This window comes from Streptomyces sp. C1-1 (assembly GCF_050214755.1).
Taxonomy (GTDB): domain Bacteria; phylum Actinomycetota; class Actinomycetes; order Streptomycetales; family Streptomycetaceae; genus Streptomyces.
On sequence record NZ_CP189826.1, the window covers coordinates 8,349,962 to 8,367,350 of the forward strand.

The 17,389-nt window shown below is 72.2% G+C and carries 21 protein-coding genes; 8 read left to right on the forward strand and 13 right to left on the reverse strand.

Going from position 1 to position 17,389, the window contains the following annotated elements:
* Window positions 1-23: 23 nt before the first annotated feature.
* A complete protein-coding gene (locus tag ACQF4J_RS37980; RefSeq protein ID WP_351564497.1) occupies window positions 24-545 on the forward strand; it encodes a hypothetical protein in 522 nt (173 codons plus the stop codon).
* Window positions 546-582: 37 nt separating this feature from the next.
* Here ACQF4J_RS37980 and ACQF4J_RS37985 read toward each other — a convergent pair whose 3' ends face one another.
* The 3 genes from ACQF4J_RS37985 to ACQF4J_RS37995 all read right to left on the reverse strand — a co-directional run bounded on the left by ACQF4J_RS37985 (window position 583) and on the right by ACQF4J_RS37995 (window position 2,172).
* Window positions 583-1,062 (reverse strand): hypothetical protein, encoded by a 480-nt coding sequence (locus tag ACQF4J_RS37985; protein ID WP_351564499.1) that lies wholly within the window; start codon window positions 1,060-1,062, stop codon window positions 583-585.
* 113 nt (window positions 1,063-1,175) lie between these two features.
* On the reverse strand, window positions 1,176-1,688 hold the full coding sequence (locus tag ACQF4J_RS37990; protein ID WP_351564501.1) for a DinB family protein: 513 nt from the start codon (window positions 1,686-1,688) through the stop codon (window positions 1,176-1,178).
* Window positions 1,689-1,728: 40 nt separating this feature from the next.
* Window positions 1,729-2,172: a hypothetical protein gene (locus tag ACQF4J_RS37995; RefSeq protein ID WP_351804618.1), complete on the reverse strand. Its 444-nt coding sequence runs from the start codon at window positions 2,170-2,172 to the stop codon at window positions 1,729-1,731.
* A gap of 20 nt (window positions 2,173-2,192) precedes the next feature.
* On the opposite strand from ACQF4J_RS37995, the gene ACQF4J_RS38000 reads away from it, so the two are divergent.
* Window positions 2,193-3,098, forward strand: coding sequence for a Gfo/Idh/MocA family protein (locus ACQF4J_RS38000; protein ID WP_351564505.1), 906 nt, complete (start codon window positions 2,193-2,195; stop codon window positions 3,096-3,098).
* Here the strand turns inward: ACQF4J_RS38000 and lnt are convergent.
* Entirely contained in the window at window positions 3,022-4,587 is a 1,566-nt protein-coding gene (lnt, locus tag ACQF4J_RS38005) for an apolipoprotein N-acyltransferase (RefSeq protein WP_427167790.1), read from the reverse strand. The two genes, ACQF4J_RS38000 and lnt, sit on opposite strands and share 77 nt — an antisense overlap.
* A gap of 70 nt (window positions 4,588-4,657) precedes the next feature.
* Window positions 4,658-5,134: a nuclear transport factor 2 family protein gene (locus tag ACQF4J_RS38010; protein WP_351564509.1), complete on the reverse strand. Its 477-nt coding sequence runs from the start codon at window positions 5,132-5,134 to the stop codon at window positions 4,658-4,660.
* A gap of 146 nt (window positions 5,135-5,280) precedes the next feature.
* Here ACQF4J_RS38010 and ACQF4J_RS38015 point away from each other — a divergent pair, with 146 nt between their 5' ends.
* Together ACQF4J_RS38015 and ACQF4J_RS38020 are read left to right on the forward strand one after the other, a co-directional pair.
* Window positions 5,281-6,255, forward strand: coding sequence for an LLM class flavin-dependent oxidoreductase (locus ACQF4J_RS38015; protein ID WP_427167791.1), 975 nt, complete (start codon window positions 5,281-5,283; stop codon window positions 6,253-6,255).
* Window positions 6,256-6,383: 128 nt separating this feature from the next.
* Window positions 6,384-7,124 carry an SDR family NAD(P)-dependent oxidoreductase gene (locus tag ACQF4J_RS38020; RefSeq protein WP_351564516.1) on the forward strand — a complete coding sequence of 247 codons (741 nt, stop codon included), beginning with the start codon at window positions 6,384-6,386 and terminating at the stop codon, window positions 7,122-7,124.
* Between the two features lie 63 nt (window positions 7,125-7,187).
* On the opposite strand, the gene ACQF4J_RS38025 is transcribed toward ACQF4J_RS38020, so the two are convergent.
* The 4 genes from ACQF4J_RS38025 to ACQF4J_RS38040 all read right to left on the reverse strand — a co-directional run bounded on the left by ACQF4J_RS38025 (window position 7,188) and on the right by ACQF4J_RS38040 (window position 10,053).
* The gene (locus ACQF4J_RS38025) at window positions 7,188-7,367 is read right to left on the reverse strand and encodes a hypothetical protein (protein ID WP_351564518.1); all 180 of its coding nucleotides are present in this window, start codon (window positions 7,365-7,367) and stop codon (window positions 7,188-7,190) included.
* Window positions 7,368-7,502: 135 nt separating this feature from the next.
* Complete coding sequence (locus ACQF4J_RS38030) at window positions 7,503-8,252, reverse strand: glucose 1-dehydrogenase (RefSeq protein ID WP_427167792.1); 750 nt, start codon at window positions 8,250-8,252, stop codon at window positions 7,503-7,505.
* Between the two features lie 221 nt (window positions 8,253-8,473).
* Window positions 8,474-9,496, reverse strand: coding sequence for an LLM class flavin-dependent oxidoreductase (locus tag ACQF4J_RS38035; protein WP_427167793.1), 1,023 nt, complete (start codon window positions 9,494-9,496; stop codon window positions 8,474-8,476).
* Between the two features lie 95 nt (window positions 9,497-9,591).
* Window positions 9,592-10,053: a MarR family winged helix-turn-helix transcriptional regulator gene (locus ACQF4J_RS38040; RefSeq protein WP_351564524.1), complete on the reverse strand. Its 462-nt coding sequence runs from the start codon at window positions 10,051-10,053 to the stop codon at window positions 9,592-9,594.
* Window positions 10,054-10,192: 139 nt separating this feature from the next.
* Here ACQF4J_RS38040 and ACQF4J_RS38045 point away from each other — a divergent pair, with 139 nt between their 5' ends.
* The gene (locus ACQF4J_RS38045; protein WP_427167794.1) at window positions 10,193-11,095 is read left to right on the forward strand and encodes an NADP-dependent oxidoreductase; all 903 of its coding nucleotides are present in this window, start codon (window positions 10,193-10,195) and stop codon (window positions 11,093-11,095) included.
* 123 nt (window positions 11,096-11,218) lie between these two features.
* On the opposite strand, the gene ACQF4J_RS38050 is transcribed toward ACQF4J_RS38045, so the two are convergent.
* Window positions 11,219-12,094, reverse strand: a complete 876-nt coding sequence (locus ACQF4J_RS38050) for an undecaprenyl-diphosphate phosphatase (RefSeq protein WP_351564528.1) — start codon at window positions 12,092-12,094, stop codon at window positions 11,219-11,221.
* Window positions 12,095-12,354: 260 nt separating this feature from the next.
* On the opposite strand from ACQF4J_RS38050, the gene ACQF4J_RS38055 reads away from it, so the two are divergent.
* From ACQF4J_RS38055 to ACQF4J_RS38065, 3 genes are read left to right on the forward strand one after another with little or no spacing between them, the layout of a single operon-like run.
* Window positions 12,355-13,551 (forward strand): Gfo/Idh/MocA family protein, encoded by a 1,197-nt coding sequence (locus ACQF4J_RS38055; protein ID WP_427167795.1) that lies wholly within the window; start codon window positions 12,355-12,357, stop codon window positions 13,549-13,551.
* The gene (locus ACQF4J_RS38060; protein WP_351564534.1) at window positions 13,548-14,474 is read left to right on the forward strand and encodes a PmoA family protein; all 927 of its coding nucleotides are present in this window, start codon (window positions 13,548-13,550) and stop codon (window positions 14,472-14,474) included. Before ACQF4J_RS38055 ends, ACQF4J_RS38060 begins: the two co-directional genes overlap by 4 nt.
* Window positions 14,468-15,196, forward strand: a complete 729-nt coding sequence (locus ACQF4J_RS38065; protein WP_427167796.1) for a cupin domain-containing protein — start codon at window positions 14,468-14,470, stop codon at window positions 15,194-15,196. The genes ACQF4J_RS38060 and ACQF4J_RS38065 overlap by 7 nt, the downstream gene beginning before the upstream one ends.
* A 47-nt stretch (window positions 15,197-15,243) precedes the next feature.
* On the opposite strand, the gene ACQF4J_RS38070 is transcribed toward ACQF4J_RS38065, so the two are convergent.
* From ACQF4J_RS38070 to ACQF4J_RS38080, 3 genes are read right to left on the reverse strand one after another with little or no spacing between them, the layout of a single operon-like run.
* Window positions 15,244-16,449, reverse strand: coding sequence for a DUF5667 domain-containing protein (locus ACQF4J_RS38070; RefSeq protein ID WP_351804604.1), 1,206 nt, complete (start codon window positions 16,447-16,449; stop codon window positions 15,244-15,246).
* Entirely contained in the window at window positions 16,446-16,994 is a 549-nt protein-coding gene (locus ACQF4J_RS38075) for an RNA polymerase sigma factor (RefSeq protein WP_351804602.1), read from the reverse strand. Before ACQF4J_RS38075 ends, ACQF4J_RS38070 begins: the two co-directional genes overlap by 4 nt.
* Window positions 16,991-17,335 carry a hypothetical protein gene (locus ACQF4J_RS38080; protein WP_351564546.1) on the reverse strand — a complete coding sequence of 115 codons (345 nt, stop codon included), beginning with the start codon at window positions 17,333-17,335 and terminating at the stop codon, window positions 16,991-16,993. Before ACQF4J_RS38080 ends, ACQF4J_RS38075 begins: the two co-directional genes overlap by 4 nt.
* Window positions 17,336-17,389 lie beyond the last annotated feature (54 nt).

The window sequence follows — 17,389 nt, forward strand, 5'->3', positions numbered from 1 at the left end:
CCGACGAGTGGGCGGAGTGCGCGGTGGCCAAGGGACAGGAGCAGACGGCGCCGGACGCCCTGCTGACACGCATCGGACAGGTCGTCATCCTGCACCACGCCGGGGACCGCGAGGAGGCCCGGCACCGCTTCCTCGAGCTGTGGGCCGAGATCGGCACGGACGGCGACCCGCTGCACCGCTGCACCCTCGCCCACTACATGGCCGACGCCCAGGACGACCCGTCCGACGAGCTGGCCTGGGACCTGAGGGCGCTGACGGCGGCGGAGGAACTGTCCGGGGCGCGCTCCGCCGAGCACGAGAGCGCCACAGCGGTACGGGCGCTGTACCCCTCCCTGCACCTGAACCTGGCCGCCGACTACCTGAAACTCGGCCGCGACGGTGCCGCCCGCACCCATCTGCGCCGGGCCCGGACCGCCGCCGGGACGCTCGGCGACGACCGGTACGGCGACGGGGTACGGGCGGCCATCAGCCGGCTGGAGTCCAGCCTGGGGGAGCGGGGCACCGACGGGGACGGGCGGTGGGGGCCACCGAGACAGCGGCCCTGACGCGGTGGGGGCGCTTTCCGGCGTCCCCGACGGTGGCTCAACGCCCGTAGGCCTGCTTGCAGATGACCGACTCCGGGCTGTCCGCGTGCCAGCCTCCGTACTGCCGCCCCAGCGCGCACAGGTCCTTCGTGTTCTTCGGCACCGACCTGCGCACGTCCGGAATCCCCACGCGCGGCTGCTGGTGGTGCCCGTGCTCCGGCCGCGGTGCCCGGGGGTGGGGCCGCGCACGTGAGCGGGGCGCCGACGGCTTTCCGGCCGGTGCCGGGGCCTTCGCCGCCGGTCCGTGCTGCGGTGCCCCGGGCTCCGCCGGCCGGGACGGGCCGATCATCTCCAGCGCCTCCTTGGCCGGCGCCTGAACGGACTGCGGCTCGCGCTCACCGTCCGGGCGCGGCGCCGACGACTGGGACGGCGCCGTCGGCGGGCCGGAGGCGGGCGGGCGCTGGACCGTCACACAGCCGGTGAGGGCCGCGACAGCGACGGTGACCAGGAGCGTTGCGGTGGTCGTCGTTCGATGCACCGCTCAACGATGGCGTCTCCGCCCGCGCCGCGGAACAGCGGACGGGCGGAGGATGCCCCGCACGGGTGATCTCCGGCCCCTTACGGAGGGCACGGGAGCGGCCGGGCTGACGTTCAGTCGCCGGTGGCGCCGTCGATCCGTTCGCGGAGCAGGTCGGCGTGGCCGTTGTGGCGGGCGTACTCCTCGATCATGTGGGTGTAGATCCAGCGCAGGTTGAACTGCTCGCCGGTGCGCCGGTGCCGGCCCTTGGAGAGGTCGTCCAGGCCGAAGTCGGCCGCGACGCGGCGTGCCACCTCGATCTCGGCCTGCCAGGCGTCCCGCGCCTGCGCCCAGGTGTCCGCCTCGGTGAGGTGGAACTCGCCGTCGGGGTCCTCGTCGGTGAAGTGGATCGGACCCGCGTCCTCGTCGGCGAGGACCCGGCGGAACCAGCCGCGCTCCACGTCCGCCATGTGCCGTACCAGCCCCATCAGGGACAGCGTGGACGGCTCCACGGAGGCGGTCCTCAGCTGGGCGTCGGTCAGGCCCTCGCACTTCCAGGCCAGTGTCTGCCGGTGGTACTCCAGCCAGCCCTCCAGCATGGTGCGTTCGTCGGCGGTGGTCGGGGGTTCACGGCGTTCGGTCGTCATACGGGCATCCTCGTCCAACCCCGTCGCCCACGACCACGGGTTATCGGCCCGCGCCGCGGCCCGTCAGCGGCTGCTGCCGGCGACAGCGCGTGGCGGGCCGGGTCCGTCGAGCCCGGGCCCGCCACGCGTGCCGTGAGCCGCGGCCGGGTCGCCCTGCTCGGCGACGCCGCGCACCCATGCCCCCGACGCTCGGCCAGGGCGGCAGCCAGGCGATCGAGGACGCGACCGTGCCGGCGCACCACGCCGACGCGGTCGCCGCCTGCCCGGCGGCCCGGCCGCCCCGTACGGCGGGCGTCACCCGCCAGGCGGTCCGGGAGGTCCGCTTCAGCACGACGACCGCCTCCGCCCCGACGGCCGTCCGTGACACGGCCGTCGCCGCGCTCTCGCGAGCCGTACCCGGGCTCCTGCTGCGGGGCTTCGCCTCGAACGCCGACTGGCGGCCGCCGCTGCCGCCGTATGCTTCCGGCAGGAGCAGGGCAGGCAACCGTCAGAGGAGAACACCCCGTGAAGGTCGGCTGCATCGGACTCGGCGACATCGCGCAGAAGGCCTATCTTCCGGTGCTCGGCGCCCTGGCCGGGGTCGAGCTGCACCTGCAGACCCGCACCCCCGCCACCCTCGACCGGGTGGCCGACGGCCTCCACCTCCCGGCCGACCGCCGCCACCGGGACCTGGACTCCCTGCTCGCACAGAACCTCGACGCCGCCTTCGTGCACGCGCCCACCCTCGCGCACCCCGAGATCGTCACGCGGCTGCTCCAGGCGGGTGTGCCGACCTACGTCGACAAGCCCCTCGCCTACGAACTCGCCGACTCCGAACGGCTCGTGGCGCTCGCCGAGGAGCGCGGCGTGTCCCTCGCCGTCGGCTTCAACCGGCGCTTCGCACCCGGGTACGCGCAGTGCGCCGACCATCCGCGCGAGCTGATCCTCATGCAGAAGAACCGGATCGGACTGCCGGAGGAACCCCGGTCGATGATCCTCGACGACTTCATCCACGTCGTCGACACCCTGCGGTTCCTGGTGCCCGGGCCCGTCGACGACGTGACGGTACGCGCGCGCGTGGAGGACGGGCTGCTGCACCACGTGGTGCTGCAGCTGGCCGGGGACGGCTTCACCGCGCTCGGCGTGATGAACCGGCTCAGCGGCTCGGCGGAGGAGATCCTGGAGGTGTCCGGTCAGGACACCAAGCGTCAGGTGGTCAACCTCGCCGAGATAGTCGACCACAAGGGGCAGCCGACGGTGCGGCGGCGCGGGGACTGGGTGCCGGTGGCCCGCCAGCGCGGCATCGAGCAGGCGGTCCTGGCCTTCCTCGACGCGGTACGGGCGGGCAAGGTGCTCAGCGCCCGGGACGCACTGGCGACTCACGAACTGTGCGAGCGGGTGGTACGTGCGGTTGTGGACCGGGCCGCCTGAGCCGGACCGCCCGCACACCCTCCGTCGCGCACCACACCGCGAGGATCAGGATCGCGCCGTGCACCGGCCAGTCGCCGTAGCGGACGTACGGAGTGATCCCGTGGGCCAGCGGAACGTCGAACACCACCGATGAGCTGCGGTCCGTACCCACCCAGGAGCCGATCCGCTGCCCGCTCGGCCCGTAGACGGCCGACACGCCGGTCAGCGTCGCGTGCACCATGGGGCGGCCGGTCTCGGCGGCGCGCAGGGCGGCCAGCGAGGCGTGCTGCTCGGGCGCCCAGCTCTGCTGGAACGACGACGTCGCCGACTGCGCGATCAGCAACTCGGTGCCGTCCTGGGCGAGGTGACGGCTCATGTCGGGGAACGCCGACTCGAAGCAGACCATCGGGCCGACGCGCAGCCCGTGTCCGACGTTCATCACGACCTGTTCCGTGCCGCGCCTGCGGTCCTCGCCGGCCGCCTTGCCGACGGAGGTGACCCAGCCGAGCAGCGACCGGGCCGGTATGTACTCGCCGAAGGGCACCAGCCGCATCTTGTCGTAGCGGTCGCCGGTCAGGCCGTCCGGGCCGACCAGGACGGAACTCTTGTAGATGCCGGGCCGGTCGGAGCGCCGGGCGTCGACGTTGACGAGGATGTCGGCCTTCGTCTCCCGGGACAGCGCGGCGATGCGCCGGGCGAGGTCGGGCCGGTGGCCGAGGTCGTAGCCGACGCTGCTCTCGCCCCAGACGACGAGGTCGAGGCCGCGTCCGGCGAGTGTGCGGGTCAGCTGTTCCTCGCGGTCGAAACGCCGGCCGGGGCCGTCGATGACACCGGGCTGCACCACGGCGACCCGCACCCGGCCGTCGACGTCCGGGCGGGGCGAGAAGACCCAGGCCGCGGAGGTCGCCGCCGCCGTCGCGACGATCCCGGCGACGGCCGGCACCCGCGACTCACGCACGGACACCAGCACGGCGACGGCCACGTTGACGGCCACCACCAGGAAACTCAGCAGCCACACCCCGCCGACCGAGGCGAGCCGCAGCGCCGGCTCCACCTGCCACTGACTGGAGCCCAGCACCCCCCAGGGCCCGCCCAGCCCCTGCCAGGAGCGCACCAGCTCGACCATCAGCCAGGCCGACGGCACGACGAGGAGGCCGGCCAGGACCCGCCCCGGCCCGGGCACCCCGCCCAGGAAGCGGCGCACCAGCCAGCCCCACGGCAGCCACAACGCGCCCAGCAGCGCCGCCAGGGCGAAGATGAAGACGTTCAGGCTCGGCAGCAGCCAGTGGTGCACCGCCACCATGTATCCGAACCCGCCGCACCAGCCGTCGTACGCCGCCCGTTTCCCCGTCGGCGCGGAGCGGACCAGCAGGATCCACGGGACGAGGGCGACGTACGCGAACCACCACAAGGACGGCGCGGGGAAAGCGAACATGGGCAGGGCGCCGGCCAGCGCGGCGATGGCCGAGCGGCGCCACGGAGAGGCGAGCCAAGAACCCAAGGTCTTCATACGGCCCCCCTCTACCCAGCTATGGCTCCAGTGTGCGCGTTTTCGATGATCCGGCACAGAGCGGCCGGGATCATTCGGCCACGGGCGCGGGCCGCGGCCCGGGCAGCCGCCGCCACTTCTCCTCGACGACGACCTCCGTCAGCCGCCAGCCGTCGTCCGTGCGCAGCAGGGCGAAGGCGTAGCGCCCGCCGCACACGAAGTCGGGTACGGAGCCGTCCGGATCGAACCGCATCGGGTTGACGTAGTCGGCCCGCACCCGGGCCGTGTCGCCGGTGTCCTGCTCCAGGGTCCCGAACCGCACGCGGCGGTTGACGATCAGATGCTGCCGCATCGGGAAGAGCAGCATGCTCTTGGCGAGCCAGGCGGAGACGCTCCCCGCGTCGCCCTCGATGCCGCCCGCCGAGCGGTAGTCGGCGCGCCCGTCCGGCGCGAACAGCCCCCGGTACGCCTCCCAGTCGCCGTCGTCCACCGCCGTCGCGTAGTCGGTGACCACCTCGTCGACGGCCAGCCGGTCCATCACGGTCGCGAGCTCCACACGCTGCGTCATCGGCTCAGTTTTGGGCATGAGGCGGGCCGGGCCAAGGGGCGTGGCGCCACAATCGACGCTCGTCACCCCCCGCGCGCGTACAACTCCCTTGCCCTGCAAGCCCATTCCGGCGTGATGCCGGCGCGGGCCCTTCCTATACTGACCGAATGATCACCGTCCCGCTCAGCGCGCTCGAGGTGGCCATGGTCCAGTCGGGCGCCCCGGCCGTCGACACGTTGCGCGACACCGCCGAGTTCGCCCGGCGCCTCGAAAACCTCGGCTACGAACGTCTCTGGTACGCGGAGCACCACCACTCCCCGGCCATCGGGGCGTTCCCGCCGGTCGTTTTGACCGCCCACGCGGCCGCCCTGACCTCGTCGCTGAGACTCGGTTCGGGAGGGGTCCTCGCGCCGAACCACGCCCCGATCATGCTGGCGGAGCAGTTCGGCACGCTCGCCGCACTGCACCCGGACCGCATCGACCTGGGGATCGGCCGCGGCCCCGGCACCTTCGACGAGCCCACGGCCAGGGCCCTGCGCCGGGGGGCGGCACCGACCACGGACGCCGAGTACCGCGACGACGTCACTGCGATCCTGCGCCACCTGGTGGACGAGGTGGCGCTCGGCCCGCTCCCCGAACCGTGGCTGCTGTCCTCCAGCACCGCAGGCGCAGCGCTCGCCGCCGAACTGGGACTGCCGATCGCCTTCGCCCATCACATCCGCCCCGACAACACCCCGGCCGCGCTCGGCCACTACCGCGATCACTTCACCCCCTCTCGCTGGTGCGCACGGCCCCGCGTGCTGGTCTGCGTGGAGACGGTGTGCGCCGAGACGGACGAGGAGGCCGCGCGGCTGGCGGGCCCGATGGACGTCGTCAAGGCCGGGCTGCTGCAAGGACGCAGTGAGACCGCCTTCCCGACGCCCGAGGAGGCGGCGGCCCACGCGTTCACGGAGCAGGAGGAGAAGGCGCTGACGGCCTTCCGTTCTCAGCAGGCGCACGGATCGCCGGCATCGGTGGTGAAGCGGCTGGCGGAAGTGGTGGAGGCGACGGGGGCGGACGAGTTGATGCTGGTGACGCCGGTCTACTCGCTCGCCGACCGGCTGAGGTCGTACGAGCTCGTGAAGGAGTACGCCCGGGCGTAGCTTTTGCGGCGGGAGCCGTCGGACCACGGTATCGGTCGGACCGGGAGGTGCCCGGCCCGCAGACCGGTGGCCGCTGGACGGCTAGGGTGATCGATGATCGATCATCACGCTCCAGCTCGGGAGGTCCCATGAAACGTCTCGTCACCGTCGTCACCGGGGGCAGCAGGGGAATCGGTGCCGCGACCTGTCTGCGGCTCGCGTCCGAGGGACATGACGTGGCGGTGGGGTACGTCCGTGACGCCGAGGCCGCCGAGAAGGTGGCGGACGGGGTGCGCGAGGCGGGCGCTCGCGCGATCGCGGTGCGGGTGGACACCTCCGTGGAGGCCGACGTCGAGCGGCTCTTCGAAACGGCCGAGCGCGAACTGGGGCCGATCACGGGGCTGGTGAACAACGCGGGCGTGACCGGCCTGCTGGGCCGCCTCGCGGACACGGACACGGCGACCCTGCGCCGGGTCGTCGACGTCAACCTCCTGGGGACACTGCTGTGTTCACGCCGTGCGGCCCAGCTCATGACGGCACGGGGCGCCGGCGTCATCGTGAACGTGTCGTCGGGTGCGGCCACGCTCGGCAGCCCCGGGGAGTACGTGCACTACGCGGCGACCAAGGCCGCCGTCGACGCGCTCACCCTGGGTCTCGCCAAGGAGCTCGGACCGGACGGCATCCGTGTCAACGCGGTCGCGCCGGGCGCGGTCGACACCGAGATGCACGCGGCGATGGGGGACCCGGACCGGGCCTGGCGCATGGCGGAGGGCATTCCGCTGCGGAGGCCCGGGCGGGCGGAGGAGATCGCGGCGGCCATCGCGTGGCTGATGTCCCCGGACGCGTCGTACACGACGGGGGCGGTGCTGCGGGTGGCGGGCGGGCGGTGAGGGGCCGGGGACGCCTGCGGAACGGCCTCGCGGGCGCCGGGCGGGCTCAGGGCCCCGGCGCCGTCAGGCCGCCTCGATGACGTCGCCGCGGATCGCCTCGGCCCACTCGACCACCAACAGCTCGTACTCCGCGCGTTCCTGGGCCGACAGCGAGCCACCCGCACGCATCCACAGCGCCCGGATCTGCTCGTTCACCTCGGCGGCAGAGCGCACGGAACCAGAGGTCACGGAATCGGGGGACATGCGGACAAGCCTAGGGGCAAGCACTGACACTGCGCTACCGAACGGCTACTGATCCCGTATGTCCTGCGTCACGGATTCCTTGATCGCACCCCTCGTACTGAGCCGTGAGTCAGGGTGCGGGCACGGCGGACCGGACTACACCTGCTTGGCGCCGCCGTCGACGAAGATCTCGGTGCCGGTGATGAAGCTGGACTGGTCCGTGGCGAGGAAGAGGGCGAGGGCGGCGACCTCCTCCGGCTGGCCCATGCGTCCCAGGGGCACGATCCCGGCGAGGGTCTTCCGCAGTTCCGCGGCCCCTTCCTCGTCCGCGGCGAGGCCGTTGAGGCCGGGCGTGGTGATGGGGCCGGGGGAGATGGTGTTGACGCGGATGCGCCGCCCGCTGAGTTCGTTGGCCCAGGTGCGGGAGAAGGAGCGGATGGCGGCCTTGGAGGCGCCGTAGACACCGAAGGCCGGGTCTCCGGAGACACCCGCGATGGAGCCCGTGAGGATCACGGATGCGCCGTCGACCAGGTGGGGAAGTGCCTTCTGGACGGTGAAGACGGTGCCCTTCACGTTGCTGTCGAAGGTGCTGTCGTAGTGCTCCTCGGTGACCTGGTCGAGCGGGGCGAACGTGCCGCCGCCGGCGTTGGCGAACAGAACGTCGATCCGGTGTCCGGCGTCGGCGACGGTGGCGTAGAGCCGATCGAGGTCGGCCAGGCTTGCGCTGTCGGCCCGGACCGGGGTGACGTTGGCGCCGATCAGTTCGGCGGCCTGGTCGAGAGCCTCCTTGCGGCGTCCCGTGATGTAGACGTGGGCGCCCTCCTCGGCGAAGCGCTGGGCCGTCGCCAGCCCGATGCCGCTGGTGCCGCCGGTGATGACGACCGTCTTGCCGTCCAGCTGTCCCATGGTGTCTCTCCTGATAGGTGCGGCGGCCTGTCGGCGGCCGGTCGATTTAACTTTCAATGAACCTACGTCGAGAAAGATGACGTGTCAACTAACAGGGTGAAGTGTCATCTATCTCGCGGTTCTGTGGTGGAGTGAGAGGGGCGGTGAAGGCGCCGCCGTGGTCGGCGGCGGGCGCGTGGCCCGCTGCCTCGCCGGGCGGCGCCTTCCGTGGCCCCGCGGGGTCAGCGCCAGCCGAGGTCCGGCGCGACGTGCTTCAGGATGCCGTCGAGGACGTGCGCGTTGTACTCGACGCCCAGTTGGTTGGGCACCGTCAGCAACAGGGTGTCGGCGGCGGCGATGGCTTCGTCCTCGGCGAGCCGCTTGACGAGTACGTCCGGCTCGGCGGCGTACGACCGGCCGAAGATGCTGCGCGTGTTGGCGTCGATGTAGCCGATCTGGTCCTTCGAGTCGCGGTCGCGGCCGAAGTACGCCCGGTCCCTGTCGTCGACGAGCGGGAAGATGCTGCGGCTGACCGACACCCTGGGGGTGCGGGTGTGGCCGGCGGCCCGCCATGCCTCGCGGTACGCCTCGATCTGCTTGCGCTGCTGGACATGGAGCGGCTCGCCGCTCTCGTCGTCCTTGAGGGTCGAGCTCTGCAGGTTCATCCCGAGACCGGCGGCCCAGACCGCGGTGGCGTTCGAGCCGGAGCCCCACCAGATGCGGTCCCGCAGCCCCTCGGAGTGCGGCTCGATCCGCAGCAGACCCGGCGGGTTGGCGAACATCGGGCTGGGATCGGGCTCGGCGAATCCCTCGCCGCGGAGCACGTCGAGCAGTTCCTCGGTGTGCGCACGGGCCAGGTCGGCGTCGGTGCCGCCCTCCGGCGGGCGGTGACCGAAGTGCCGCCAGCCGTCGACGACCTGCTCCGGTGACCCTCGGCTGAGGCCGAGCTGGAGCCGGACGCCCGAGATCAGGTCGGCCGCGCCCGCGTCCTCCGCCATGTAGAGGGGGTTCTCGTAGCGCATGTCGATCACGCCGGTGCCGATCTCGATCCGGCTGGTGCGCGCGCCGATCGCGGCGAGCAGCGGGAACGGCGAGGCGTGCTGCCGGGCGAAGTGGTGGACGCGGAAGTAGGCGCCGTCCGCCCCCAGCTCCTCCGCGGCGACCGCGAGGTCGATCGCCTGCAGCAGCGAGTCCGAGGCGGAGCGCGTCTGGGAGTGCGGCGACGGCGTCCAGTGCCCGAATGACAGGAACCCGATCTTTTTCATACCGCTTTCAACAATCGCGGGACGCGTTCATTCCGTCCGTTCGTGGAGGCGGTGCGGCGCGACGGGCGGGTCGGGTGACGGTCTCGGCGGGGACCTCAGTTGGTGTCGATCTTCTCGATGACCGTGTCGGTGATCTCCGCCAGCAACGTGATCTGGCCGGGCGAGAGGTGGTCCAGGAAGAGGCGCCGGACGTCCTCGACGTGCTGCGGCGCGGCGGCTTCCAGCGCCTCCCGGCCGGCCGGAGTGACCATCATGTACGCCCCGCGTCCGTCGTCCAGGCACTCCTCCCGGGCGACCAGGCCGCGCTTCACCATGCGCGAGAGGTGGTGCGACACTCGGCTCTTCTCCCAGCCGAGCACCTTCGCGAGTTCCAGCACGCGCAGTCGGTCACCGGGCGCGCGGGTCAGTTCGGCGAGTACGGAGTAGTCGGTCGCGGACAGCCCGAACTCGCCCTGCAGCGTCCGGCCGGCCTGGTTGACCAGCAGGTCGTGCATGCGCAGCATGCCGCGCCAGGCTCGTTCCTCGACGGGGCTCAGCCAGCGGGGTGCTTCCTCCATGGCCCCACCATAGGAGGAGGTTGACCTTTCCATCACCTCCGGGTTTACGGGTGCGGTCCGCGCATGTATGTGATACATCAACTATATGCGGCGCGTGAGAGGTAGCGCGACGCGAGGATGGAAGAAGGTGCGAGTCGTCATGCCGAATGCCGTTGTCATGACCGGGTACGGTCCGCCGGACGTGCTGAAGTGGGCCGAGGTTCCCCTGCCGCAACCTGGTGAAGGTCAGATCCGGATCAGGGTCCGTGCTGCGGGCGTGGGCCCGACCGACCTGGACATCCGGGCCGGACGCCTCAGGTTTCCGCTGCCTCCGGACCCCGTGCTGGGCTACGAGGTGGCCGGCGTCGTCGACGCCGTCGGACCCGGTGTGTCGGGCACGCGCGTCGGTGACGAGGTCGCGGCCGTCCTCTTCGAGCGCGGAGGCTACGCCGAGTACGCGGTGGCGTCGATCTGGACGCACAAGCCCGAGTCGGTGTCATGGGCGGATGCCGCGGCGCTTCCGAGTTCGGTGGAGGCGGCTGCCGGTGTTCTCCGGCAGTTGCGGGTCGAGAGCGGAGAGACCCTTCTCCTCCTCGGAGGTGGCGGTTCGGTGGGCGTGATCGCGACCCAGCTGGCGGTCGCCCGCGGCGTGAAGGTCATCAGCGCCGTGGGTGCGCGGGACGACGAATTCGCCGTGGAACTGGGAGCGTCGCCGGTCCGCTACGGCTCCGGTCTCGTGGACGCCGTCCGAGCCCTGGGAACCGTGGACGCCGTCTTCGACGCGGCCGGCAAGGGGGCGCTCGCCGACGCCGTGGAGCTGGCGGGAGGGCCGCAGCGGGTCATCACCCTGTCCGACCATGCGGCGCCCGGACTCGGAGTCGTGCTCTCGGTGCCCACGGCGGACCGGGCCTCCGGGGCGCTGGACGAGGGCATGGCCATGCTGGCCGAGGGGCGGTTGCGGATGAAGGGCCGCAGGACCATGCCGGTGCGGGAGGCCGCCGAGGCGCATCGCCTGCTGGAGAGCGGTGAGGTGCGGGAGCGGATCATCCTCACCGTGGGTTGATCCCGGTCGTGCGGGGGAGTGACGTTGCTTGTCGGCTGCGGGCCGGTGGGGGCTGGTCGCGCAGTTCCTCGCGCCCCTTTAGGGCGTGGCGGGGGGTGGTGTTCGGCGGTTCGGCCTTGCTGGTCAGCCCGCTGATTCTGCCGCGTGCGGGCTGAGGACGCCTGCTGTCACCAGGCCGATGATGACGATGCCCAGCGCGATGCGGTACCAGACGAACGGCATGAAGCTCTTGGTGGAGATGAACTTCATGAACCACGCGATGACGGCGTACCCGGACGCGAAGGCGATCACCGTCGCGAACAGCGTCGGACCCCACGCCACGTGATCGCTCTCCAGCGCGTCCTTGGTCTCGAACAGGCCGGAGGCCAGCACCGCGGGGATGGCGAGCAGGAAGGAGTAACGGGCCGCGGCCTCGCGCTTGTAGCCCATGAACAGGCCGCCGCTGATCGTGGCGCCGGAGCGGGAGACGCCCGGGATCAGCGCCGCCGACTGGCACAGGCCGTACACCAGGCCGTCCTTCACGCCGAGGTTCTCCAGCGTCTTGCGCTGCTTGGGCGCGCGGTGCCGGCCGCCCGTCTCGTCCCGCGCCGCCAGCCGGTCGGCCACGCCGATCACGACGCCGACGACGATCAGCATGGTCGCCGTGATCCGCAGATCGCGGAACGGCCCCTCGATCTGGTCCTTGAACAGCAGCCCGAGCACGCCGATCGGGATCGAGCCGACGATCACCAGCCAGCCCATCTGGGCGTCGTGGTTCCCGCGCATCTCCTTGCTGAACAGCGAGCGCGACCATGCCGAGATGATCCGGCCGATGTCCCGGCGGAAGTAGATCAGCACCGCGGACTCCGTGCCGATCTGCGTGATCGCGGTGAAGGCCGCACCCGGGTCCTTCCAGCCCGAGAAGGCCGCCGTCAGCCGCAGGTGCGCGCTGGAGGAGACGGGGAGGAACTCGGTCAGCCCCTGGACGAGTCCGAGGATGAGGGATTCAAACCAAGACATGAAGTTACGGCGTCCAAGTGCTCGTCGAGGCAGGCGCGACGGAACGTCACGCCGCCGGGCGTGGTGATCACGGGTGTGCGGGGCAGCCTAGCGTCCGACGGCGACGGGACCGGCACAGGGGTTTCACCGCCCCCGCGCGGCCATGGCTTTCGGGTGGTTGACCTTGCGCGGGGGCGGAGCTTACGTTGCAGGGAGGAGAAAGCGCTTGCTGCTCGACCTCCTCACCAGGCCGCCGTTCCGGAGGAGTGCTGATCGCGTCCATGTCCACGTCCGAGACCCGGTTTGGGACGTCCCCGACCCCCTTCACCCCTGCCGCCGGCCGCCGCATCCGGGCCGCCCTCGTCGGCATCGGCGCCATCGGGCGCGGCTCCCACCTGCCCGCCCTGGCCGAGCTCGCCGAGGAGGGCGAGACGGAGGTCGTGGCCGCCGTTGACATCGATGCCACCGCGGTCGAGGAGTTCTGCGCGGCGAACGGGATCCCGCACGCCTACACCGACCTGGACCGCATGCTGCGCGAGCAGCGGCCGGACCTGGTGAGCATCTGCACCCCGCCCACGCTGCACCGCGAGCAGACCGTCGCCGCGCTGCGGGACGGGGCCTGGGTGTGGTGCGAGAAGCCACCCGTGCCGACCCTCGCCGACTTCGACGCCGTACAGGCCGAGGAGGGCACGGCCGGCGGGCCGTACGCCTCGATCGTCTTCCAGCACCGCTTCGGCTCGGGTTCGAAGCATGTGCGCCGGCTGCTGGCCGAGCGGGCCATGGGGCGGCCGCTCGTCGCGCACTGCCAGACCACCTGGTACCGCGACGCCGCCTACTACGCCGTGCCCTGGCGCGGCCGCTGGGCGACCGAGGGCGGCGGGCCCGCCATGGGACACGGCATCCATCAGATGGACCTGCTGCTGGACCTGCTCGGCCCGTGGAGCGAGGTGCGCGCGATGGCAGGGCGCCTGGTGCACGACGTGGAGACCGAGGACGTCTCCACCGCCCTGGTGCGTTTCGAGAACGGCGCCATGGCCACGGTCGTCAACAGCGTGCTGAGCCCCGACGAGGTCAGCCGCATCCGCATCGACTGCGAGCGGGCCACCGTCGAGCTCACCCACCTCTACGGCCACTCCAACGCCGACTGGCGCATCACCCCCGCGCCGGGCGTGCCGGGCGACGAGGCCGACGCGTGGCGGGACTTCGGAGCGGACGTGCCCAGTTCCCACCTGGAGCAGCTGCGGGAGCTGGTCGCGAGCATGCGTGCGGGGCAGCGCCCGCGCAGCAGCGGGGCCGACGGGCGGACCAGCCTGGAACTCGTCGCCGCGCTGTACAAGTCGGCGTTCACGGACACCACGGTGCGCGCGGGCGAGATCGGGCCCGGCGACCCGTTCTACACGGCGATGCACGGGGACGCCCCCGGCTGGGCACCCGTCCTCTCCACCGCTCCCGTCGCCGCCGAGGAGGTTTCCGCATGACGGGCCTGCGCCTCGTCCACGCCCACGGCGACCGGATCACGGTCACCGAACCGGTCACCGGCGTCGAGCTGCTCAGCTACGTGTACGCACCGGAGGCCGCCTGGGAGGCCCCCAAGCCGTACATCCACCCCCTGCGCACGCTGGCGGGCGACGTCGTCACCGACTACCGCCCCAACGACCACCGCTGGCACAAGGGCCTGCAGCTGACGGCCTCGCACCTGTCGGGCGCCAACCTGTGGGGCGGCAACTCCTACGTCCACGGCGAGGGCTACCTCGAACTCCCAGAGCGCGTCGGCTCGATGGCCCACGTCGCCTTCGACGAGGTCGCCGTGCGCGACGACCGTGTGGTGATCGCGGAACGGCTGACCTGGCACCCGTACAACGGCGAGCTGTGGGCCGACGAGGAGCGCCAAATCGAGATCCACGACGTGGACCGCGAGTCCGGATCCTGGGCACTGACCTGGTGCAGCGCGGTCACCAACCGTCGCGACGAGCCGCTGCGCTTCGGCAGCCCCACCACCGCCGGCCGTGAACTGGCGGGCTACACCGGGCTGTTCTGGCGCGGCCCGCGCGGCTTCCGGGACGGCCGCATCATCGGCCCCGACGCCGAGGGCCCCGGCCTGATGGGCGAGCAGGCGCCCTGGCTCGCCTTCTCCGGCGAGCACGACGGCGCCGACGGCCACGCCACCCTGCTGTTCGCGCACGCCCCCGAGAACGACCACGACGGCGCCCACGGCACGCACCCCGCCCACTGGTTCGTACGCAACGAGCCGTTCGCCGCCGTGGCCCCCTCCTGGGCGTTCTACGACGAACTGGAACTCGCCCCCGGGGACACGCTCGCCCGCCGCTACCGGGTCGTCGTGGCCGACGGTGCCTGGGAGCGGGAGGAGATCGCCAAGTACCTGGAGGCGCACCCGTGGTGAGCGGTGCCGGCTTCACCGGTCCGCCGGGCGGCGTCGCCGTCTCGCACCTCACCGTCTACGACTGGCCCGCCGCCGACGGCGTCCGCGGCGGAACCCCCCATATGCACCTGACGTGTTCGGAGGCGTACGTCGTCACCGGCGGGCGCGGTGCGGTGCAGACCCTCACGACGTCCGGGTACGAGGTCACGCCCCTCGTGCCCGGCACGGTCGCCTGGTTCACTCCGGGCACCATCCACCGCCTCGTCAACGAGGAGGACCTGCGCATCACGGTGCTGATGCAGAACAGCGGCCTGCCGGAGGCCGGCGACGCGGTGCTGACGCTGCCGCCGCGGTATCTGGCCGACCCCGGCACGTACGCCGCCGCCACCACCATTCCGGTGGACGCGCCGGAGGAGGAGCAGGCGCGGGCGGCCCGGGCCCGCCGGGATCTCGCCCTGGAGGGCTACCGGGCGCTGCGCGACGCGGACGGCCCCGAGGCGCTGGCCGCCTTCCACCGCGCCGCCGCGGCACTGGTGCGACCCCGGCTCGCCGAGTGGCGCGAGCGCTGGCGGCGGGGCGCCGAGGCGGCCGCGGCCGCCACGGGGGAGCAGCTGGACCGCCTGGAGGAGGGCGACGCCGACCACCTCACCGAGGCCGTCGTACGAGCGGAACAGCCGTCGGCGTACGGGAGGTTCGGGATGTGCGGGCGGCTGGACGTGTACGCGGCGCGGACCCGCCCATGAGAGGCGGGGCCGGGGGCGGGTCGTGGCCGCGGCCCGCCCCCGGTCTCTCATCCCTGTGACCCCCGATTCCTGCTCCCCTCTGCGGGGGCGTCGGCCCGGCCCGGCCGCCCCGGTGCGCTCTCCGGTTCGGGGTTCGCCGTCGTCGGTGGGACGTTCGCCCCGGTGACGTCCCGGTCGATGGTGTCGAACAGAGCGGTGACCTGGGCGCTTTCGTCGGTGAGCGCGGGCGGCAGCTGCTCGCGCACCACGTTCCAGGAGCGACGGTTGTCCTGCGAGAAGTCCGCCAGCGTGGCGAGCATCGCCCGCGTCTCCGCTTCGTCGGAGGAGGTGACGAGGAGCAGACGGAGCCCTTGGGAGGCGTCGTCCCGCAGGTCGGTCACCGCCACCCGGAGGTGAGCGGTGTAGCGTGCGTCGGCTGCCGCCGCGTTCTCGCGCGCCACGAGCAGCTCGACCTCCCGCAGCCGGGTCGAGGCCTGGCCGAGGTAGAGGTCGGCACGCTGGGTGTCGTCGCGTGCCCAGGAGAGCTGCACGTCCTCGATGCCTCTTTTCATGCCGTACAGGGCGTCGCCGGGAAGCGCGTTCGTGCTCGCGGAGGCCATGCCCGCGAAGGACCCCACGGCGACACCCAGGGCCAGCCCGGCCGTGGCCAGTCGACGCGACCACCTGGACCGGGGCCGCAACGCGCGATGACCGCTCCGGGTGGGCCGGGACCGTTGGGGCGGTACGGCGAGCGGATCGGTGCCCTCGGCGAGCATGGCCTCCATGGCCGCCACCAGCCGGGCCCGCTGGACGATCTTGACTTCGGGATCCAGTTCCGGCTTCGGCATGTGGGCCAAGGCCTCCGTCAGACCCAGCAGCCTGGCCTGCTCGCCGCTGTCGGCGGTGGGCTCCGGGTGCGGCCCTTCCGCCTGGATCTCGGCATCCTCCAGCCCTTCGAGTGCCGCGGCGAAGGCGTTCGTACGCGGCGGCCTCCGTTGTACGGCGACCGCCGCGGTTCCCCGCGAGGACCCCGCGGCGAGGCGCTGCCGCCTGAGGGGCGCGGAGCCCGCCACCGGCACGGCGGTGACGGTGGGCTCGGCAGGGGACGACTGGCGCGGGGCGCTCTCCAGGACCCGCGCGAGCATGGCGTTCCGGCCCTCAGCGGTGAGCAGCGGCAACTGCTCGTCCGCGTAGGCAGCGGCCACCGCGAACCGGTCGGTGATCTCGGGGTTCACAGCGGAATGGGACTCGGCATCGTGTTTCCGGTCGGTCATCGTTCCCCCTTCCCCGTGCCGCGTCGTGTCGCCGTGGCGTCGAAGAGCTCCTCCAACCGCCGGCCGGCGTTGGTCAGATGGGTCGTCACCGTGCTGCGGGCGATGCCGAGTTCGTCGGCGATGAGCGGGGTCGGTTTGTCCAGGATCCATTTCATGATGGCCACTTCGCGCATGGCCGGAGGAAGGCTTTGCAAGGCGGCGACGACATCGTCGTGGACGATCTTTCTCTCCAGGGGGTCGAAGTCGATCTGGGAGGACCTGGAGTGGGTGAGTTGCTCCAGCAGGCTCGCTTCGTTCTTCGCCGCCTCGTAGTGCCGGGCGAGGCTCTTGCGTAGCACGCCGTACATGTAGGCCGTCGGGTTGTCGATCCGCTCCCAGCGGGAGTAGACCTCCAGGAAGGCATTGCCGACGATCGACTCCTCGTCGGCGGCGGGGGCATGGAAGTGGACGAACTTCACGAACTGGGGCTGGTATTCGGTGTAGAACCGCGTGAACTGCTCTCGGGGGTCCTGTGCGGCTCCGTCCGGCGGAGGCGTCGAGGTCACCGGCCCCCGCCCGCTCCGCCGGTGCGGGAGGGTCGGCCGGCCGCCCGGACCGTGACGGCGCATCTGCGGTGGCGCGGGCGTTCGCTCCGGGCCGTGCCGCGGAGCGCCGTGGCGGGCGGGTCGGGTTCCGTGCGGCGCTCCGGGAGCCGGAGTTCCCAGGTCAGTAGGGTGCCGGTGCGGGTCCGGCGTTCTTCCCTGACGGTGCCACCGGTGCGGGCGAGCTCCCGCAGGACCGAGCAGTTCAGGCGCTGCCGGGAGCGGTCGCGGACCCACAGGGTGATCGTCCGGGAGTGGGCCAGCAGGCTGATCACCAGGGCCGCGCTCTGGGCGAGTTGGTGCACGAGTCGTGTCCTTCAGTGCGTGAGGAGGAGGTAACCCTTACGCAGAGAAGTGGC

What these genes read in the sequence shown, in the direction of transcription:
- ACQF4J_RS37990 (WP_351564501.1), bottom strand. Translation starts at nt 1,688, where the DNA reads ATGACGACCGAACGCCGTGAACCCCCGACCACCGCCGACGAACGCACC.
- lnt (WP_427167790.1), bottom strand. Translation starts at nt 4,587, where the DNA reads ATGAAGACCTTGGGTTCTTGGCTCGCCTCTCCGTGGCGCCGCTCGGCC.
- ACQF4J_RS38010 (WP_351564509.1), bottom strand. Translation starts at nt 5,134, where the DNA reads ATGACGCAGCGTGTGGAGCTCGCGACCGTGATGGACCGGCTGGCCGTC.
- ACQF4J_RS38015 (WP_427167791.1), top strand. Translation starts at nt 5,281, where the DNA reads ATGATCACCGTCCCGCTCAGCGCGCTCGAGGTGGCCATGGTCCAGTCG.
- ACQF4J_RS38020 (WP_351564516.1), top strand. Translation starts at nt 6,384, where the DNA reads ATGAAACGTCTCGTCACCGTCGTCACCGGGGGCAGCAGGGGAATCGGT.
- ACQF4J_RS38025 (WP_351564518.1), bottom strand. Translation starts at nt 7,367, where the DNA reads ATGTCCCCCGATTCCGTGACCTCTGGTTCCGTGCGCTCTGCCGCCGAG.
- ACQF4J_RS38030 (WP_427167792.1), bottom strand. Translation starts at nt 8,252, where the DNA reads ATGGGACAGCTGGACGGCAAGACGGTCGTCATCACCGGCGGCACCAGC.
- ACQF4J_RS38035 (WP_427167793.1), bottom strand. Translation starts at nt 9,496, where the DNA reads ATGAAAAAGATCGGGTTCCTGTCATTCGGGCACTGGACGCCGTCGCCG.
- ACQF4J_RS38040 (WP_351564524.1), bottom strand. Translation starts at nt 10,053, where the DNA reads ATGGAGGAAGCACCCCGCTGGCTGAGCCCCGTCGAGGAACGAGCCTGG.
- ACQF4J_RS38045 (WP_427167794.1), top strand. Translation starts at nt 10,193, where the DNA reads ATGCCGAATGCCGTTGTCATGACCGGGTACGGTCCGCCGGACGTGCTG.
- ACQF4J_RS38050 (WP_351564528.1), bottom strand. Translation starts at nt 12,094, where the DNA reads ATGTCTTGGTTTGAATCCCTCATCCTCGGACTCGTCCAGGGGCTGACC.
- ACQF4J_RS38055 (WP_427167795.1), top strand. Translation starts at nt 12,355, where the DNA reads ATGTCCACGTCCGAGACCCGGTTTGGGACGTCCCCGACCCCCTTCACC.
- ACQF4J_RS38060 (WP_351564534.1), top strand. Translation starts at nt 13,548, where the DNA reads ATGACGGGCCTGCGCCTCGTCCACGCCCACGGCGACCGGATCACGGTC.
- ACQF4J_RS38070 (WP_351804604.1), bottom strand. Translation starts at nt 16,449, where the DNA reads ATGACCGACCGGAAACACGATGCCGAGTCCCATTCCGCTGTGAACCCC.